Origin of the sequence: Planctobacterium marinum, from assembly GCF_020687805.1 — a bacterium.
GTDB lineage: Bacteria > Pseudomonadota > Gammaproteobacteria > Enterobacterales > Alteromonadaceae > Planctobacterium > Planctobacterium marinum.
Genome location: NZ_JAJEWQ010000001.1, coordinates 624996 through 641332 on the forward strand (window position 1 = coordinate 624996; position 16337 = coordinate 641332).

At 46.0% G+C, this 16337-nt stretch carries 9 protein-coding genes; 3 read left to right on the forward strand and 6 right to left on the reverse strand.

What is annotated here, in order from left to right:
• The first annotated feature begins 6 nt into the window (after window positions 1-6).
• Entirely contained in the window at window positions 7-2259 is a 2253-nt protein-coding gene (locus LJ740_RS02885; RefSeq protein ID WP_229527552.1) for a TonB-dependent receptor, read from the forward strand.
• Window positions 2260-2337: 78 nt separating this feature from the next.
• Here LJ740_RS02885 and LJ740_RS02890 read toward each other — a convergent pair whose 3' ends face one another.
• Window positions 2338-3066, reverse strand: a complete 729-nt coding sequence (locus LJ740_RS02890; RefSeq protein WP_229527553.1) for a hypothetical protein — start codon at window positions 3064-3066, stop codon at window positions 2338-2340.
• 326 nt (window positions 3067-3392) lie between these two features.
• On the opposite strand from LJ740_RS02890, the gene LJ740_RS02895 reads away from it, so the two are divergent.
• A complete protein-coding gene (locus LJ740_RS02895) occupies window positions 3393-3731 on the forward strand; it encodes a PadR family transcriptional regulator (RefSeq protein WP_229527554.1) in 339 nt (112 codons plus the stop codon).
• Window positions 3728-4669 carry an HAAS signaling domain-containing protein gene (locus LJ740_RS02900; protein WP_229527555.1) on the forward strand — a complete coding sequence of 314 codons (942 nt, stop codon included), beginning with the start codon at window positions 3728-3730 and terminating at the stop codon, window positions 4667-4669. Before LJ740_RS02895 ends, LJ740_RS02900 begins: the two co-directional genes overlap by 4 nt.
• A gap of 50 nt (window positions 4670-4719) precedes the next feature.
• Here LJ740_RS02900 and pulA read toward each other — a convergent pair whose 3' ends face one another.
• From pulA to LJ740_RS02925, 5 genes are all read right to left on the reverse strand, one after another.
• Complete coding sequence (pulA, locus tag LJ740_RS02905) at window positions 4720-7488, reverse strand: pullulanase-type alpha-1,6-glucosidase (RefSeq protein WP_229527556.1); 2769 nt, start codon at window positions 7486-7488, stop codon at window positions 4720-4722.
• A complete protein-coding gene (locus LJ740_RS02910; protein ID WP_229527557.1) occupies window positions 7485-9962 on the reverse strand; it encodes a glycoside hydrolase family 31 protein in 2478 nt (825 codons plus the stop codon). The genes pulA and LJ740_RS02910 overlap by 4 nt, the downstream gene beginning before the upstream one ends.
• Entirely contained in the window at window positions 9955-11454 is a 1500-nt protein-coding gene (locus LJ740_RS02915) for a tryptophan halogenase family protein (protein WP_229527558.1), read from the reverse strand. Before LJ740_RS02915 ends, LJ740_RS02910 begins: the two co-directional genes overlap by 8 nt.
• Before the next feature lie 2 nt (window positions 11455-11456).
• Window positions 11457-12950: a tryptophan halogenase family protein gene (locus tag LJ740_RS02920; protein WP_229527559.1), complete on the reverse strand. Its 1494-nt coding sequence runs from the start codon at window positions 12948-12950 to the stop codon at window positions 11457-11459.
• 165 nt (window positions 12951-13115) lie between these two features.
• Complete coding sequence (locus tag LJ740_RS02925) at window positions 13116-15929, reverse strand: TonB-dependent receptor (RefSeq protein ID WP_229527560.1); 2814 nt, start codon at window positions 15927-15929, stop codon at window positions 13116-13118.
• Window positions 15930-16337 lie beyond the last annotated feature (408 nt).

Here is a 16337-nt window from a genome sequence, read left to right on the forward strand (position 1 = left end):
GAAAACATGAACACACACCGCGACAGCAACAGGCTGCTCAGAACATCACTTCTGTGCGCAGCAATTCAACTTGCACTTTCAGGCACGGTCAATGCCCAGGAATCCGAAGACGAGGCGTCAGAATTCGAAGCAATTACCGTTACCGCCACAAAACGGGCGCAGGTTATCTATGAGGTCCCCATTGCCATCAGCGCTTTTCAGGGTGACGCGTTGGCAGAGCAAGGCATCAGCGACCTGACGGATGTCGGCAAGTTTGTTCCCAACCTGAATGTTACCGGATTTTCGGCTGGCCACACTTCATCAGCCAATCCATTTATTCGCGGTATCGGTTTACAAGACCACCTGATCACCACAGATCCTGGCGTCAGTGTTTATGTGGACGGGGTTTACCTGGGTCGCCAGGTTGGACAAAACTGGAGCCTGTCAAATATCGAGCGTATTGAGGTTTTGCGTGGCCCACAAGGTACGTTGTATGGCCGAAACTCTATCGGTGGTGCAATCAATATCATCACCAAACAACCCAACGAGGTAAACTCAACTAAAGTCAACCTGGAAGCAGGCACCCGAGGTCGTCTGCGCACCGATATTTTCACCAACCGTGAACTGTCGCCAGGTTTGGCGTTTAACATGAATATTGGTTATACCGAACGCGATGGTCTGGGTGAATTCTACAACCTGGAAAACCCTAAATGGGATGTGGGTGAAACTCAGGAAGTATACGGTCGTTTCTCCGTTAAATATGAACCTTCTGATTCATTGCGCTTCATTCTGACAGCCGATGGCAATAACGGTGACGGTGGCTTGCGCCCCTACACCGCACTCATTGACGAGCTGGGCCCTGACACGCGTTACACCTCAGGTAACAACGGTGTCGGCGTGATGTTATCGAATGACGACGTCGCAGCAGACATCTATGACAATGCCACTGGTACTGACGCCGTCAATGAAGTTTCCAATAGCGCTCATGGCGTGTCTTTTACAACTGAGTGGGATATCAGTGATGACCTGATGATGAAAATTATCGCCAGCCATCGCTCTTCAGAGTACAAAGCTGGCCTGGATGACGATGCAACGGTGTACGCGCTGGATCATTATCCTGAGCGTGGCAGCGCTGAACAGGACTCTGTAGAACTGCAGTTTAGTGGTTACCTGGGAGAAAGCGCTGACTTTGTGGCCGGTTTGTACTGGTTCCAGGAAGAAGGTGACAACCGTCAGGGTGCTGACTCCAGTTTCGACGCAGGAGGCAATACCCTGCAACTGGATCAAAAAGCGACCAGTAAAGCAGCCTTTGTGAATGTGGGTTATGACGTTTCAGACGCACTTCGTCTGTCAGGTGGTCTGCGCTATACAGAAGATGAAAAAGACGCATCAGCCAACGTTTTCCCGGCGCTTGGCACTATCTATGACGCTGATGAATGGGATGAACTGAGCTGGGAATTGGCCGGAAATTACACGTTTGACAATGGCATGAATGCTTACGCCACCATTCAGACGGGATATCAGGGGGGACAATATCCTGCCCGCCCTTATTGTTTGATTGGTCAGTTCTTTGGCGCCGGAGGTTTTGATGACCTGGACAATGCAATTGAAACAGTGAACGCAAATAATTGTTTTACTGCGACTGAAAACATCACTGCCGTGAACTATGAAGTGGGTGTTAAGGGCCGTTTAACTGACTATCTGGATATGAGCATCGCCCTATTCAATACAGAATATGATGACCTGCCTTATCAGGTAAGTCAGGTCAGTGATGCCGGTTTTGATACTGCTAACCTGGTAGTGTCGCAAACCTCCCGTGGTGTAGAATTCGACAGCAACCTGACACTGGGCAATTTCAGCCTGCAAACCAGCATTGGCTTTATGGATGTTGAAGTAGACGAGCAATTGGTGGATGGCACTGTATTCACCCCGGTTGCACCGTTAACCCCTGAATGGACAATCGCATTTGGCCCCGCCTACGAGTTCTTTATGGAAGACGGCGCCTCAGTGAAAGTCAGAGTGGATTACTCCTGGCGTGATGATATGTATGGCGAGCCCAGCTCAGCACCTGAGCGTATGACGTTGATTGAAGACCGCACCCTGGTGAACATGGATATTTCCTACACGCCAGGCAATGAAGCCTATACAGTAGGGTTATACGGACGAAATATCTTTGATGAGCGTTACGACAATGCGCGCCTGAATACCGGCGACTATGTATTGCGAATTTTGTCTAACGATGCCAGTGAATTCGGTGTCAGATTTACAACCGAATGGTAGATTTTTAAGAGTTTAACGCTTAAACAAGACCGGCTCGCGCCGGTCTTTTACTCTGACAATAACAATAGCGCTTTCCCTTTAAATACGCTCCCCTACTTCAAAAGTACAGCCTGAAATCAATTTATAGGGCTCGAGGGGTGATAGTTTTTGCATCTCAATGCGACTAATCTGATCGGTTGTAGTAGAGCGGCTAATTTCAAAATACATATGCCATTGGGTATTGTTGCCAGGCCGTAGTTCCACATAAGGGTACTGTCGGTAATGCCAACTGCCTCTAACTAAAGGCAATTCCTCCTGGGTCCACTCACGTCCTGTTAGCTGATAGCTGAAATCTGCATTTAATTGCAACCGCAACGGTGTTTTGCATTCAGACACCTGATATTGATGCACCAGATCCTGCTGATAAAAGTGATTATTTGTACTGCTGTCAGTTGGAAACAAAATCAGGGCTAACGAGTTTTTAGTATACCAATGATTGCCCCTTACCATAGGTTGCAACAGATTCACCTCAAACCCACTCTGTTGCAATGCCGCCACTGCATTATCTAATGTCGCCTGCTCTTCCAGCATCAGCGAATACAAAATGGTGTTTTCTGTAATAGACACCGGGGTATCCAGTTGATTGATTTCGGCCTGGTAACCCAGTTCCACAAACTGTTGTTCTAATTGCTGAACAGTATCAACCTTCAGATATTTGCCATAGATATGTACGGTGGGTTGAGTACTGCATCCCGCAAGCAACAGTAGCAGCGCACTAAGTAAAATAAACCTGATGTTTTTTAACACGGGTAACGAGTCGTTATTCACACTTTTCCCTATTTGCAGCAATTCCTGAAATGGACAATAGCAGTTCAGTCTGATTCAGTTCAACGGTCAGATAATTCCGTCTCCGTGTAAAAACTAATACTGCCTGTATAAATAAAAGTACAACTGTATCAATCGCTTGCCTGCCATTACAGTGATATTTTTAATAATTTACTTGACGACACATACTATACGGCGCATAGTATTAACACTGTTTATCACACAGTATTTATCAAACAGTATGCAGTAACCAGTATAAACTCCCTGGCTAAGTCTGGGGGCAACATGCATATTAAAGTATTAGTGTGACCGCGTTCAGGAGATGACCTTTGGAAACCGAACAACTGGATAAATTAAAACAAGAATTGCGCCGCGGAATTTTGGTGCTTGCTGTACTTATGCAACTCAGGCAAGAGCACTATGGTTATTCTCTCAGGAAAGCACTGATTGAGAATGGCTTAGATATTGATGAAGGTACGCTATACCCACTTGTAAGGCGCCTTGAGAAACAAGGCCTGCTCAACAGTGAGTGGCGCGAAGAAACAAAAAGAAAAAAGCGTTTTTACTGGTTGTCTGAAGACGGCGTTATTGCTTTACAGGCCATGCAAAGTGAGTGGCGAATCCTAAATACTAACATTGAGCAAATTCTGCAAGGAGTGGAAAAATGAATCTGGTGCAAACTTACCTGACCCAGGTAGAGTCGAATTTACCCGACTCAGCGGATAGAGATGTTTTAGCTGAACTGCAAAGCAGCATCGAAGAGCATCTGGAGACCATTGCCGAAGAAAAAGGACGAGATGCCTCTGATGAAGAAATCGCTGAAGTTTTGAGGAAGTTGGGCTCGCCCCGCACGGTTGCCGCCAAATACGGAAAACAGCAATATCTGATTGGACCTGAGCTGTTTCCGGTTTGGCGCTACAGCGTGCGAATCGCACTGACTCTGGTACTCATCCTGTTCTTCATCAATGGGCTGTTGCGCTATGTCACCGGCACCAGCGATCTGTTCCTCACGTCCGGCTGGTTTGGGGGATTAATGGAATTGGGGCTGATTGCTTTTGCCCTGACAACCCTGATATTTGCAATTTTGGAATACCAGGGCAAAACCGATTATTTCAAGGAAGATTGGGACCCGCTCAAAGCCCAGGGAATAAAGCAAAGTAAATCAGATCAGCAGGATGCCGTCACCAACGTGATCAGCGATGTAGCAATCTTTATTATCTGGAATCACTGGCTGGACTTTTCGCAGGATGCAACCTACACATTAGACAGTTTAACGATCCAGTTTCACGATATTTTTCACCTGATGTACTGGCCGGTAAATATTCTGTTGCTGTGCTCTATCGCTTTGTATGGTTGGCAATTGTTCAGCCAACTGTGGCACAAGTCTACGGTTGTGTTGGCCCTGCTGATTGACGTTGTTGGACTGATTATTTTGGGGCTGCTTCTCGCCCATGCAGATCACACAGTAATTGTGGGTATTTCTGAAAGTCTGGACCCGCGCATCACTGAGCATGTGGGTTTGATCTTTAAGGTGAGCCTGGCTGTTATTGCCGCCTTCACCGTTCTGGATCTAAGGCGTCACATCAAAATAATGAACAGCCTGTAAGTTAAAACACGATCAGGAGGCTCAGAGAGAGCCTCCTGATATCCCTGACGTTATTTAACAAATACAGCAACGGTGAGTGCTGGTACAACAAAACTGTCAGCATTGGCCTGAGCTGACGCCGTTACCGGATCAGCGCCGCCAGCCTGGCGAGGGTGCAGTGTATATTCGCCGGCGCCTTCAAAGGCAAACGATTGAGGCTTAATGTCATTGTTAAAAATTACCATGATGCCATCGAACGCCGCATCGATATCCTTTTGACCTTCACCATCTGCAATACTCATAGCAATGAGTCCAGGCTGTTGTGCCTTTCCGGTGTTGTGAAAAGCAACCCGCTCAATAACCTCCTGTTCTGTTTGTAAGCTAAACAAGTGGGAGGAAGCGCGAATTGCAATAAAGTCCATAAAGACGCTTGCTGCGAACTGAATATGCGCGGGTTTAACCTTATCGCGCCCTTCGTTACCAGCAATAAGACGGGTGATCACATCCCAGTTGGCTTCATCTTTAACCGCTGGCGGTAAACCAACCTGATAGTTGTTTGACTGTTTGCCAAAATCCACCGCATTAAACCAGTCACCGTAATCATAGCTGTCCCGAAGGTAGGACTTGGAACGCAACAATTCCCCCCCCATGTGCAAAAACGGAATCCCCTGAGACAGCAGAGGATAAGCCAATGACAGGTTCTGCATTCTGACCCGTTGCTCGGTCGTAGCGTCAAACGCAATGCGATAATGGTTGTTATCCCACAGGGTTTGATTGTCGTGTTTGGATACGTAGTTAATGGTATCAGCGGGGTCAAGCGCGTAACCTGTAGGTGCCCCGCCATACGGAATATCCTTACCTGTCACTGAGTTTCCGAGTGCATTCACTAACGGAAAGTTTGCCAGGTTACCTGCCAGTCCGACTCTGATCTGATCCATAGACAAGTAGTATTCAGCCAACTGAGCCGCCTGTTGTGCTTCGGTTTGCAGTTCATTGGGTTGCACCAGTAAACCGTTACCAATGCCCTGCCCGAACCTTAGCTCATCAGCACTGACAAACGAGGAGCCACCACGCACAGCATCGCGAAGACGGTCAGTAAAGGTACCTATTTCAGTCCCTGCCAGGGGGATTTGGGCCGCCTGTTCAAATTGTGCATTATTGGCCACTTCACCAAAGTTCCAGCCTTCGCCATAAAAATAGGTGTCGGGGTCCACCGCTCTGACAGCATCGCGTGATGCCAGCATTGCCGCCTTAGGTTGGTGTCCCATCAGATCAAAGCGAAAGCCATCAATTTTGTAATCTCGCGCCCAGACGACCAACGAGTCTGTCATCAGTTTAGCCATCATACGATTCTCAGTGGCCGAGTTTTCACAACAGGTAGACTTTTCCACTATGCCGGACATGGGATTCAGGCGGTGATAATAGTTTGGCACCACTTTATCCAGTACCGATTTATCATCCAGACCAGAGGCAAAAGTATGGTTATAGACCACATCCATGATCACCCGAAAACCTTTTTCGTGAAGACTTAGCACCATTTCACGAAACTCCAGTATGCGATTAATGCCTTCCGGATTCAGCGCATAGCTGCCCTCAGGTACCGTGTAGTGATAAGGATCGTAGCCCCAGTTGTATGGGTCATAGGGCCTGATCACTTCTATAATTGCCTGCGCGTCACCGGTCATTGGATCAAAGCTCTGCAACAGCGTTTGTAACGACTGGGTTTTATCAATAGCGCTGTTACAAACCGCCACCTGAGGCGCTATCTGACACACCTTAGTCATTGGATCTGACGGGAAGATCACGTTTGATGGATCTTCATTTACAGTAGATATGTCATAGGTGGGTAACAAGTGAACCGTGTTTAAACCGGCCAGTTTCAGCGCAGTCAGGTGTTTTGCACCGTCACTGGCCGTTTCAGTAAAAGCTTTGTATTTACCGGCATAATCAGGATTAGACAAATTTTTATCTGATGCACTAAAATCGCGAATATGGGTCTCATATAAGATCAGGCTTTCAGGATGAGTAAGTTCGGCAACCGATTGTTTTTCCCAGTTGGCAGGTTGGGTTTCTTCACTGCCCAAATCTACAACCTGAGAATACAGGCTGTTGCGAGACAAACTCAATGAATAGGGGTCTGTGACCTCATAATGCTCTATGGCCTGCGAACGGGGATGATAAACTTCCAAATCATAACGATACCAGGTACCCTGCCCTAAATCTGATGATGTGCGCCATATGCCGTTTTCATCTTCAACCATGGCAAGTGAAGACAACAGCGATTTGCTATCGTCATACAGATTGACCTTTACGCTTTTCGCAGTCGGTGCCCAAAGTGCAAACTCACTGCCAGTCCCCTGAACCGTTGCCCCCAAATCACTGGCGTCATCAGCGTCATTACTTTTTTCAGTGTACAAGGCATCCAGCACTCTGGCGGTTTGCACATAAGAAACACGGATCACTTCACCACTGGCATTGTGTTGTGCCACCGCCAGTTGCCCTTTCAAAAGTTCTTTAAGATCAGCGACTTTCTCCGTGAATGTCAGCGCATTAAATTCCGTCAGGTGCGGTGCAACAGTGGCCAGCCAATCCGGCTTTTCGGTTGCTTTTAGCGCCAGCGCTACATCGGGCTTTACCCCGTCATCTAACTGAGCCTCTGCTGAAACAAACAAGGAAAAGGATTCAGCCTCAGCATCGGGTTGGATTAACAGTAACTCTGCAGATAGCCAATGTGCTGCAAAATTAGCCGGAGTATCTTTGCTCACCCCGATATCAGAGACAGGCTTACTACATGCTCCCAGCATTGACGCTACCAGAAGTCCGGTTGCCAGTTTTTTCATTGAATTTGCTCCTTGATCAGGCTGTTATTAGTGATAATTTGAATGCTTACGTCGAGATTGTTCCAATCAAATGAAAACCGCAGATTTTCATTGTCGGATGAAGTAATGAGATGTGGGACTTTGTGCCCTTTCTGCGTGACCCTGATACCCTTCACATTTTGAGTATCAACATTAATCAGGCTAAATCGGATTGTTCTGTTGCCAACCATAGAAGGAAAACCTTGTCCTTCCGTGTTAATTTCTATATTCAGACCTGATGGGCTTTGCGCGGCGCTAAGGTGGGTCAGATGTAAAGCCTCAGTCAGAGAATCTCGGTTTTTACCATCGTCTTCATACAACAGCCCGGTTCCGGTGCTGACAGAATCGTGATGATAATAATGAATATCAAGCGCGTCACCGCGATACTGGCTTAAAGGCTTAGTACTATGGCTAAAAGGCACAAAACTTCCGGCCTTGACAAATAGTGGTATGGTATTCAAAGACACTGCAACTTGCTGCTCTTTGCCACCTTCGACAACTTCATTGTTCCAAAAATTAAACCAAATACCTTTGGGTATGCGAGTAGTTACGGAATCCACACCAGGTTCGGTTACCGGATGCACGAAAAAGGCGTCTCCCCACAGATAACTCGCCTTTTCTTGCAACAAATCGATATTGTCCGGCTCGGCAAAATAAACCGGGCGCATTAAGGGCATACCGGTCGTCGCGTTTTCATATGCAAGGGAATAGTTATAAGGGAATAAGCGATATCTCAGCTTAATCCAACCTCGCAAAATATCCTGAGTTTGTTGATCGTGAAAAACCGGTTCGGAAGGAACAGATTCAAACGCATGTGGCCGGTAAACAGGTTGAAATACCCCATACTGCAACCAGCGAATGTACATCTCTTTATCAAAGACATCTTCGCCACCGCCAAAACCACCTAAATCAGAGTGGGTATACGCTAATCCGAGCATGCCCATTTGCAGGGTAAGTTCAACTTGCGGCTTTAATCCACCCCAGGAACGGCTCACATCTCCGGTCCAGGGGATCATACCGAAACGCTGTGACCCCACAAACCCTGAGCGCATGAGTAAAAATAATCTGTCGTCGGGAAAGTCCCGCAGATGATTTTCATACAAGAGCTGTGCCCAGCGATGCCCATAGGCGTTGTGAACTTCGTTGGCCGTCCCTATGGCATGTAGGGTATTTTCAGGGTGTACTTCCGGTTCCCCGAGGTCGCCCCATACTCCGGCTATTCCCTGACTTAAAATATCTTTATTGCGTTGCCAGAACCACTGCTGACCAGATTCACTGAAAACATCCACCAGGCCTGCGGTGCCAAAAAACATGTCGAACACGCGCGGCTTTTTGCCAGACATGTCCGTAGCCAGAGCGGCATTGTCTACCGCACTTTGCCAGTTTTTAGAGGTGTTTAAAATAAATGGCTCAGTGATTACAACGGTTTGAATGCCCTGGTCTTTAAAATCGGCAATCATGTTTTCCGGCGTTGGCCAGTTTTCCCTGTCCCAGTCAAGGTTGCCCATGTGCCCCTGCATTTCAGGACCAAACCAGTAGAGATCCAGCACCACGGTATCCAAAGGAATATCAGCATCCTGATATTGTTTAACCACTTCCCGTACCTGTTTTTCAGAGCGATAACCAAAGCGGGAGGCAAAGTTTCCAAAGGCCCAGGCAGGTGGCAAGGGTTGTCGTCCGGTGATTTCGGTAAAATTATTAATGAGTTGCGGGTAATCCACCTTGTTGTCAACGATACCTGTCACCAGGATGTAAGCGTTGCGTCCGGCAACAGCTTCAAACTGCATAACATTGCTATCTGAGGCACCTAAATCCATAAAACCCTTTGCGGCATTATCAAAAATCAACCCGTATCCATTGGAGGACAACAGCGCCGGTAATCCAAAGTACATCTGGCTTGATTCCGTGGTATAGCCCCAATGGGTTTTATTGTATAAGGGCAGTCGATGACCACGGCGATTCATACCCAATACACGTTGTCCACCGCCGATCAGAAATTCGTCTTTTTGCAGGTTAAAACGCACTCCTTGCAGGCCCTTATGTTGAAAAAAGCCTGACTCATGACTCAGCAGCGGCACATCATTGTGGAAAAACGCAATTGAGATGGGGGCCTTGTTGATTTCAACCCGTAACTCTTTGCCGAGCAAAAGCAACGCTCCGGGCTCTTCATACAAACCAAACGCGGGTCGTTTCAGATCAGGGGAAATGGCGAACGACGGGGCCGTGGTGTTGTCGTCTTGTAAATATAAAACTTCCACCGCCGCCTGGCTTAAGGGGGTTATCTGAATTGCCCCCTCGGTAGTTTGAACCTGCAGCGTATTTCCGATAAATGTATGGTCCAGGTATTCTTTGGCCCCCAAGGAATACGCTACGAACGGAAAAAGAATACAGCAAAGTACCAACACATTGCCGAGCCAACGCCTGGTACTACTAAAACGCTTTTTAGAATCAATCATGACGCAGTGCCACCAGGTTGTCATGATGCGGTTTAAAGTTTAAAGCGCAGCCTTGCACATACTGCTCAATGTGTTGCTCAAGGTACAAATCCCCTTTGCCTGGTTGATTAGGTGCAAGCGCCGGGTAAGCGCCATAACCCGAAAGTAAACAATGCCAGGAAATATTATCCCAATGTTTAGCAATATCCTGACGTTGTATTTCTTTACTTATTTCTCCGCGTTTAAACCAGACATCCAAGAGCCGTACCAGTGATGGCGACAATTGTTGGTTTTCCCGGTTTTGTTGCCAATATTCGCTATCTGTGCGGGTGTTAAGTTTATAATGAGCAACAATGTAATCACGCACGCCGTCAAAACGATCTCTCGCAAACCGATTGAACTGAGCCTGGAATTGCTCGCTAAATTGGCCTTCTTCAAACTTGATAATGAACATTTCGATACAGATTTGCACCAGGTGTAAGGCAGTCGCTTCCAACGGCTCCATAAACCCCTGTAATAATCCGATAGCCAGACAATTCTTTTCCCAGTGACGTGCGACCTGTCCCACTTTCATTTTCAGATGACGGCAAGTTAAATCGCTGTCTTGGATACCTAAATGTATTCTGAACTCTTGTTCTGCATCATGCTGATTCAGGTGTTTTGAGCTGTAAACGTATCCATTCCCCACCCGGTTTTGAAGTGGAATTCGCCAACACCAACCATGACTTAACGCTGTGGCTTCTGTTTCATTTGCAATATCTTCCGAGCCCGGCGTTTGCACTGCTACCGCCGCATCATTAAACAAGCAATCCTGATAAGAGTTGAATGGGACATTGAGGGTTTCTTGCAGTAACAGGCTTTTAAAGCCAGTACAATCAACAAAAAAGTCACCGGCCAACTCAGTTCCGTCTTCACACATTAAAGATTGTATACGGCCGTCCTGGTGTTGTTTTGCTGTCAGAATACGTTTGCAAACGTGTTGTACACCCCGCTGACACGCCAGTTTTTGTAAATAGTTGCCCAGTAACGCGCTGTCAAAGTGATAGCCGTATTCCATTTTGAACGGAAAGTTATCCGGGGTTATTGGTCCCAGGTTGTTTTTGGCCAACGCCCCATTAATCAAAAAATCTTCGGGCACAGTATGGGTATCCAGGCCGTGACGACGGGTGCGACAATTCACTTCAAATGCCCGTTGAGTAAAAACATCTGTCTGTGAAATAAAGGGATGACGGTAGCTTTCAATGCCAGACTCAGGACTCCAGCCATTAAATTTAATGCCCACTTTGTACGTCGCATTACAGGCCGGCATCCAGTCTTTTTCAGGCACCTCCAGCATTTCAAAAAAGCGTTTTAAGGAGGGTGTAGAACCCTCACCAACACCAATAGTCCCAATATCAGGGGACTCCACCAGAGTAATTTTTACCGGCAATGACGCCCACTTTTTAATCATGAGATTGGCTGCCATCCAGCCTGCAGTTCCGCCTCCGGCAATAATAATGTTTAACATAGACATGACTATTGCTTACACAAAGATTCAATAAACTGATCGTGAGAGGGCAGCCGGGTTAATGGTTCATTTTTAACCCTGCGCAACTGCTTCATTAATTCAGGTAAATTATCTGGCGCGATATTATTGGCCAGCGGATGATAATCCTGAGGTTCAATACCCTGCCCCATCATCACCTGTAGCCATGACGGCTCGAGAAATAAATCGTTTTGCTCCCTGAAAAGTTTACCGTTCGCTCTGAACAACTCAATCTTGTGAGTCAGTGAATCAGGTACCTGCATTTCTCTTAAATCACGCCAGAACTGCGAGTCAGTCCGTTCATTGACATGATAGTGCAGGATAATAAAGTCCCTTATTTGCTCATATTCAAGTTGTGATTGCTTATTGAATTCTGCAACCATTTGAGGGTCAATACCGTTTTGCGGAAACATATGTACGAGTCGGGTCGCAGCAGATTGAATTAAATGGATACTGGTAGATTCCAGAGGTTCAAGGAAACCACTTGATAACCCAACAGCAATCACATTTTTATGCCACTGCTTTCTGGCACGCCCGGTTCTAAAACGAATAAAATTGGGGTCCTGTAGCGTTTTGTTTTCGAGGTTAGACATTAATTTGGCTAACGCTGCTTCCTCACTGTAATGGTTGCCTGAATAAACCAGTCCATTACCATTTCGGTGTTGTAGTGGAATTCGCCACTGCCATCCCGCATCGTGGGCAATCGCACGGGTATAAGGTTTTGTAATTTCATCACGCTCAGTTGGAATGGCTACAGCTCTGTCACAAGGCAACCAATGTCCCCAATCCTCATAACCTACGTTTAGTGTTTTTTGTAATAAAATTGCTCTAAACCCGGTGCAATCAATAAACAGATCACCAGATACTTCATGCCCTGATTTCAAGCGGAGGCTGGTGATATAACCGGACTCAGCGTCCTGGTCTACATGCTCTATTAACCCTTCAGTGCGTGTAACGCCCATTTTCTCACAATGCGTCCTCAAAAATTTCGCATACAAACCGGCATCAAAGTGATAAGCAAATGGCATTTCAACAACCGGGTCCTGAGTTTTAATAATGCCAAATTTACCGGCTTCCGCGGCTAAATAATTCAGGTCATAGTCCCAGATTGAATAAGGTTCGTTATAGTGACGCTGTGCCCTCTTAACAAGATGATGGAACAGGCAAAATGCGTAGGATTTGCCCGGGGCACCAAATGTGTGGTAGTAGCTATGGCCTTGTGTTTTCCAGTTCTCAAATTTAATTGCCAATTTAAAAGTGGCTTTGGTTTCACGAATAAAATCAGCTTCGTTAATACCCAACATGTTGTTGAGCAAACGTATCGGAGGAATCGTCGCTTCGCCTACGCCAACGGTCCCTATTTCTTCACTTTCTACCAACTCAACCTGAATTTGTACGCCGAGCAACTTTTTTAGAGTCGCAGCTGAAATCCAACCTGCAGTTCCACCACCGACTATGACGACCTTTTTAATTTTATTATTCATTAAGACAATCCAAACTAGAGGAGCTATTGCTCTACCCTCTCAAGTTAGACAACGAAGAGCAATAGCCACTTATTATTAAAAAAGCCCCAACAGCAAGCTAATTGGGGCTATGACACTTTTAAGTGTTGCTGACCCATAATGCGTCGAGCAACCTATCAATCACATTTAGAAAGAATAGTTGAAGCCAACCAGGAAGTTTCTTCCGTATGACTGGAACAATGTGACCTGACGAGGGTCGCCATTGGCAAACTGAATATCATCTTCATCCGTCAAATTCTGCCCTTGCAGGGTTACACGTAAACCTTGCAGATATTCAATGTCAGATTCGCTGAAATCATAACCAATTTGCGCATCCCAAAGCTCTCCGCCCTGACCGGTACTAGGTTGCAGACTGAGACTCAGTCCACGTGTTTCGGTGGCAAACGCATCACGTTTTGTACCAGATACACGAATTTCCCAACCGGCATTTTCATAGTACATTGTTAATGAATAAGACTCATCAGACAATCCAGGTACGCGTTCAACAGGTGCAGGTGTATCCCCTGTCACTTCATCCAACTGACCATCCAGGAAACTTGCACTGGCAAACATACCAAAGCCATCAAGCACATCTGCAATGTGGGCAAATGGCAAGCTCAATTGCAATTCCCAACCTCTTACATAGCCGGTTCTTCCATCTTGAGTAAAGTCAACTAAACCCAGCAGTGTACCAGGAGCCTGCCCATCAGATGTTTGATGAAATCCAGGAACATAAACTTCACTAAAGTCAGCCACGGCTTTGCCTGCGGTATGCCAGTTGGTTAGATCTTTATAGAAGAATGAAACGGCAAAGTAAGCGTCATCTGCAAAGTAATTCTCATAGGCCAAATCGAACTGGTTTGCTTCCAGCGGTTGCAACGCTGGGTTACCTACAGAGCCTGACCATGGACCACTTGCAGGTGACGTTGCCAAAATCACAGGATCGTTAAATTGGAAGTTTGCCTGATTGTTAGCTTTCATTTGATCCATTCTTGGACGCGTCATAACTTTTGACATCGCAGTACGAATAAATTGATCTTCAGCCACTTCCAGACTCAAGTTTAATGTTGGTAAGACATCAGTATATGAATCCTCTCCTGTTACTGGTACAGCAACGATAAAACCGTCATCACCAGCAAATGTACTGAAGCCAGATGAACTCTGATCTACGTCAACTACCTGAACACCGATATTACCTCTTAATAACTTTCCACCGATTTCAGTGTCAATATCAAGTTTCGCAAACAGAGTAGTCACTTCTTCATCTACAGTGTAAGTGTCACCTAATCGGCCGGCGTCAATAGGCTCTGCATCAGTTGCAGTGTAGTAACCACTGTTGTACAAGCCAAGAGAATCATAGGCCAGAACACCGGGTATACCGATAAAGGACATATCTGCAACACCCAATACTTCCGGAATCGGACCTTGTCCTGGGTATTCAGGTGCAGTCAGGTAGAAACCTTTGTTGATCTTAGTTTTTGCACGATCAGAATAGTTAACACCTGCCGTAACCTTGTTAAAGATGCCCCATTCAACTAAGCCTTCAACTTCAAAACGTACGCTGTCTAACTCTTCGTCAAAAATCGGAGCGTTAACGAATCCATCTTGTGCGTCACTGGCAATTGGTCCACCACCCCATGCCTGAGGCCCTGCCAGGGAAATAAGACTTGGATCGGTTAAGTCGGCGCTGGGTAATGTTGGATGCGCACTATACATAGGTCCATTCGGTGTCATAACCCATGAACGCGCTGAGCCAGGACGCCCATCAACACCCGCTCTGCCCACACCAGAATAACTTTCTACATCTGTAAGTTCTTTATCCACAGAACTTGTCGATAGGTCAGCAATAAGGGTCCAGTTGTCGTTAATTGCATACTCAATATTCAGGCCAAATGTTGTCAGCTCTGATTTTTGTTGACGCACATCATTACGCACTACGGAGTAAAAATTGTCAAAATAACCAGCCGTTACTAATCCATTATCCGTTGCTGTAGGCGCCCAAGGAGTTCCCCCCCAAACAGCACCACCTTCTTCAAGACCACGACGAGCATCATTTTCCTCAAAATCAATGTACAAAGCATCAAATTGAACTTTCAGATCATCATTAGGTGCATACTCAATAACACCGGCAATTGAGGTTCTTTCAAGCATCGCTGAGCGAGTGAAAGAGTCATGGCCTGTTAAGACTAGTTCGTCAGTCATAGCAACGCCTTCACCTTCTGTTGGTGGCGTTCCACCATTTAGAATTGGATCGTAACCCCAGGCTCTAAATTGATTTTCCTGACGTGGAGACTCCATGGTTGCCACTGTTAATGCAACACCTAAAGTATCATCAGCAAACTGGTCAACGAAGTTCATAGACAAACGATGCCCATCATTATCGAAGTCCGGGTTACCGGCGTCTTCACCATTTTTCTCAATATTGCCGTTAATGGTCAGTGTAGGATCAGCGCTCAAAGGTTTGATGGTTTGCAAATCAACGCTACCACCGATCCCCTGGGATACCATACCTGCTTCAGGTGTTTTGTAGACTAAGATATTGGCAACAATTTCTGTTGGGTACAAATCATATTCAACCCCACGGTTGTCACCCATACCCAAAAGTTCGCGACCATTTAGTGAAGTACCAACGTAGTTTTCATTAAAACCACGAACAGATAAGCCACTGGTACGACCGTTTCGACGTTCACCGGCCAGACCAGGTAAACGCGCTAACGATTCGGCAACAGAGGTATCAGGTAACTTACCGATATCTTCTGCAGACAGTGCTTCTACGATGGAGGTTTCGTCCATCTTAATTGCTTGTGCACGTTGTAGTGCACCGCGGATACCAGTGACCTGAATGACTTCAGTATTATCAGCAGCGTCTTCAGCTTCCTGAGCAACAACCGTAGTTGCTGTCAGGCCTGTCATCGCAGCAGATACCGAAAAGGCCAACATGCTTTTTTTGAATTGTGACATTGTGTTTTCCCGTTTTTATTACCAGAGTTAAGGGTCAGGCTGAAAATTGATTTCCTTTCTCAGCGTTTCTCTTATTTTTATTTACCAAGATTTTAACGCCTGAATTTGAAACGTGACAACTTCTTGCATACGTATTCATACTCATTATCGTACATTTTTTTAACATTTCCATTTTTGGAATTATTTTTACCTGAAGTGCTTAAACCATTGTTTAATATAGATTTAAATTAAAGGATGGGTAAATTTGAGAAACATTTGTGATGAACAAGTGAAACCATCATAAGACTTTTTCATGGGAACTTTAACAGCATATTTACATAATATGCATTGAAAGTGGCTTTCAAAATTAGTCGAAAAAACACCCTGTTTCGACTAAATCAAACGACATAAAAAACGCCACAAAATATG

Coding starts and splice junctions, on each gene's coding strand:
- LJ740_RS02885 (WP_229527552.1), top strand. CDS start 7: ATGAACACACACCGCGACAGCAACAGGCTGCTCAGAACATCACTTCTG.
- LJ740_RS02900 (WP_229527555.1), top strand. CDS start 3,728: ATGAATCTGGTGCAAACTTACCTGACCCAGGTAGAGTCGAATTTACCC.
- pulA (WP_229527556.1), bottom strand. CDS start 7,488: ATGAAAAAACTGGCAACCGGACTTCTGGTAGCGTCAATGCTGGGAGCA.
- LJ740_RS02910 (WP_229527557.1), bottom strand. CDS start 9,962: ATGATTGATTCTAAAAAGCGTTTTAGTAGTACCAGGCGTTGGCTCGGC.
- LJ740_RS02915 (WP_229527558.1), bottom strand. CDS start 11,454: ATGTCTATGTTAAACATTATTATTGCCGGAGGCGGAACTGCAGGCTGG.
- LJ740_RS02920 (WP_229527559.1), bottom strand. CDS start 12,950: ATGAATAATAAAATTAAAAAGGTCGTCATAGTCGGTGGTGGAACTGCA.
- LJ740_RS02925 (WP_229527560.1), bottom strand. CDS start 15,929: ATGTCACAATTCAAAAAAAGCATGTTGGCCTTTTCGGTATCTGCTGCG.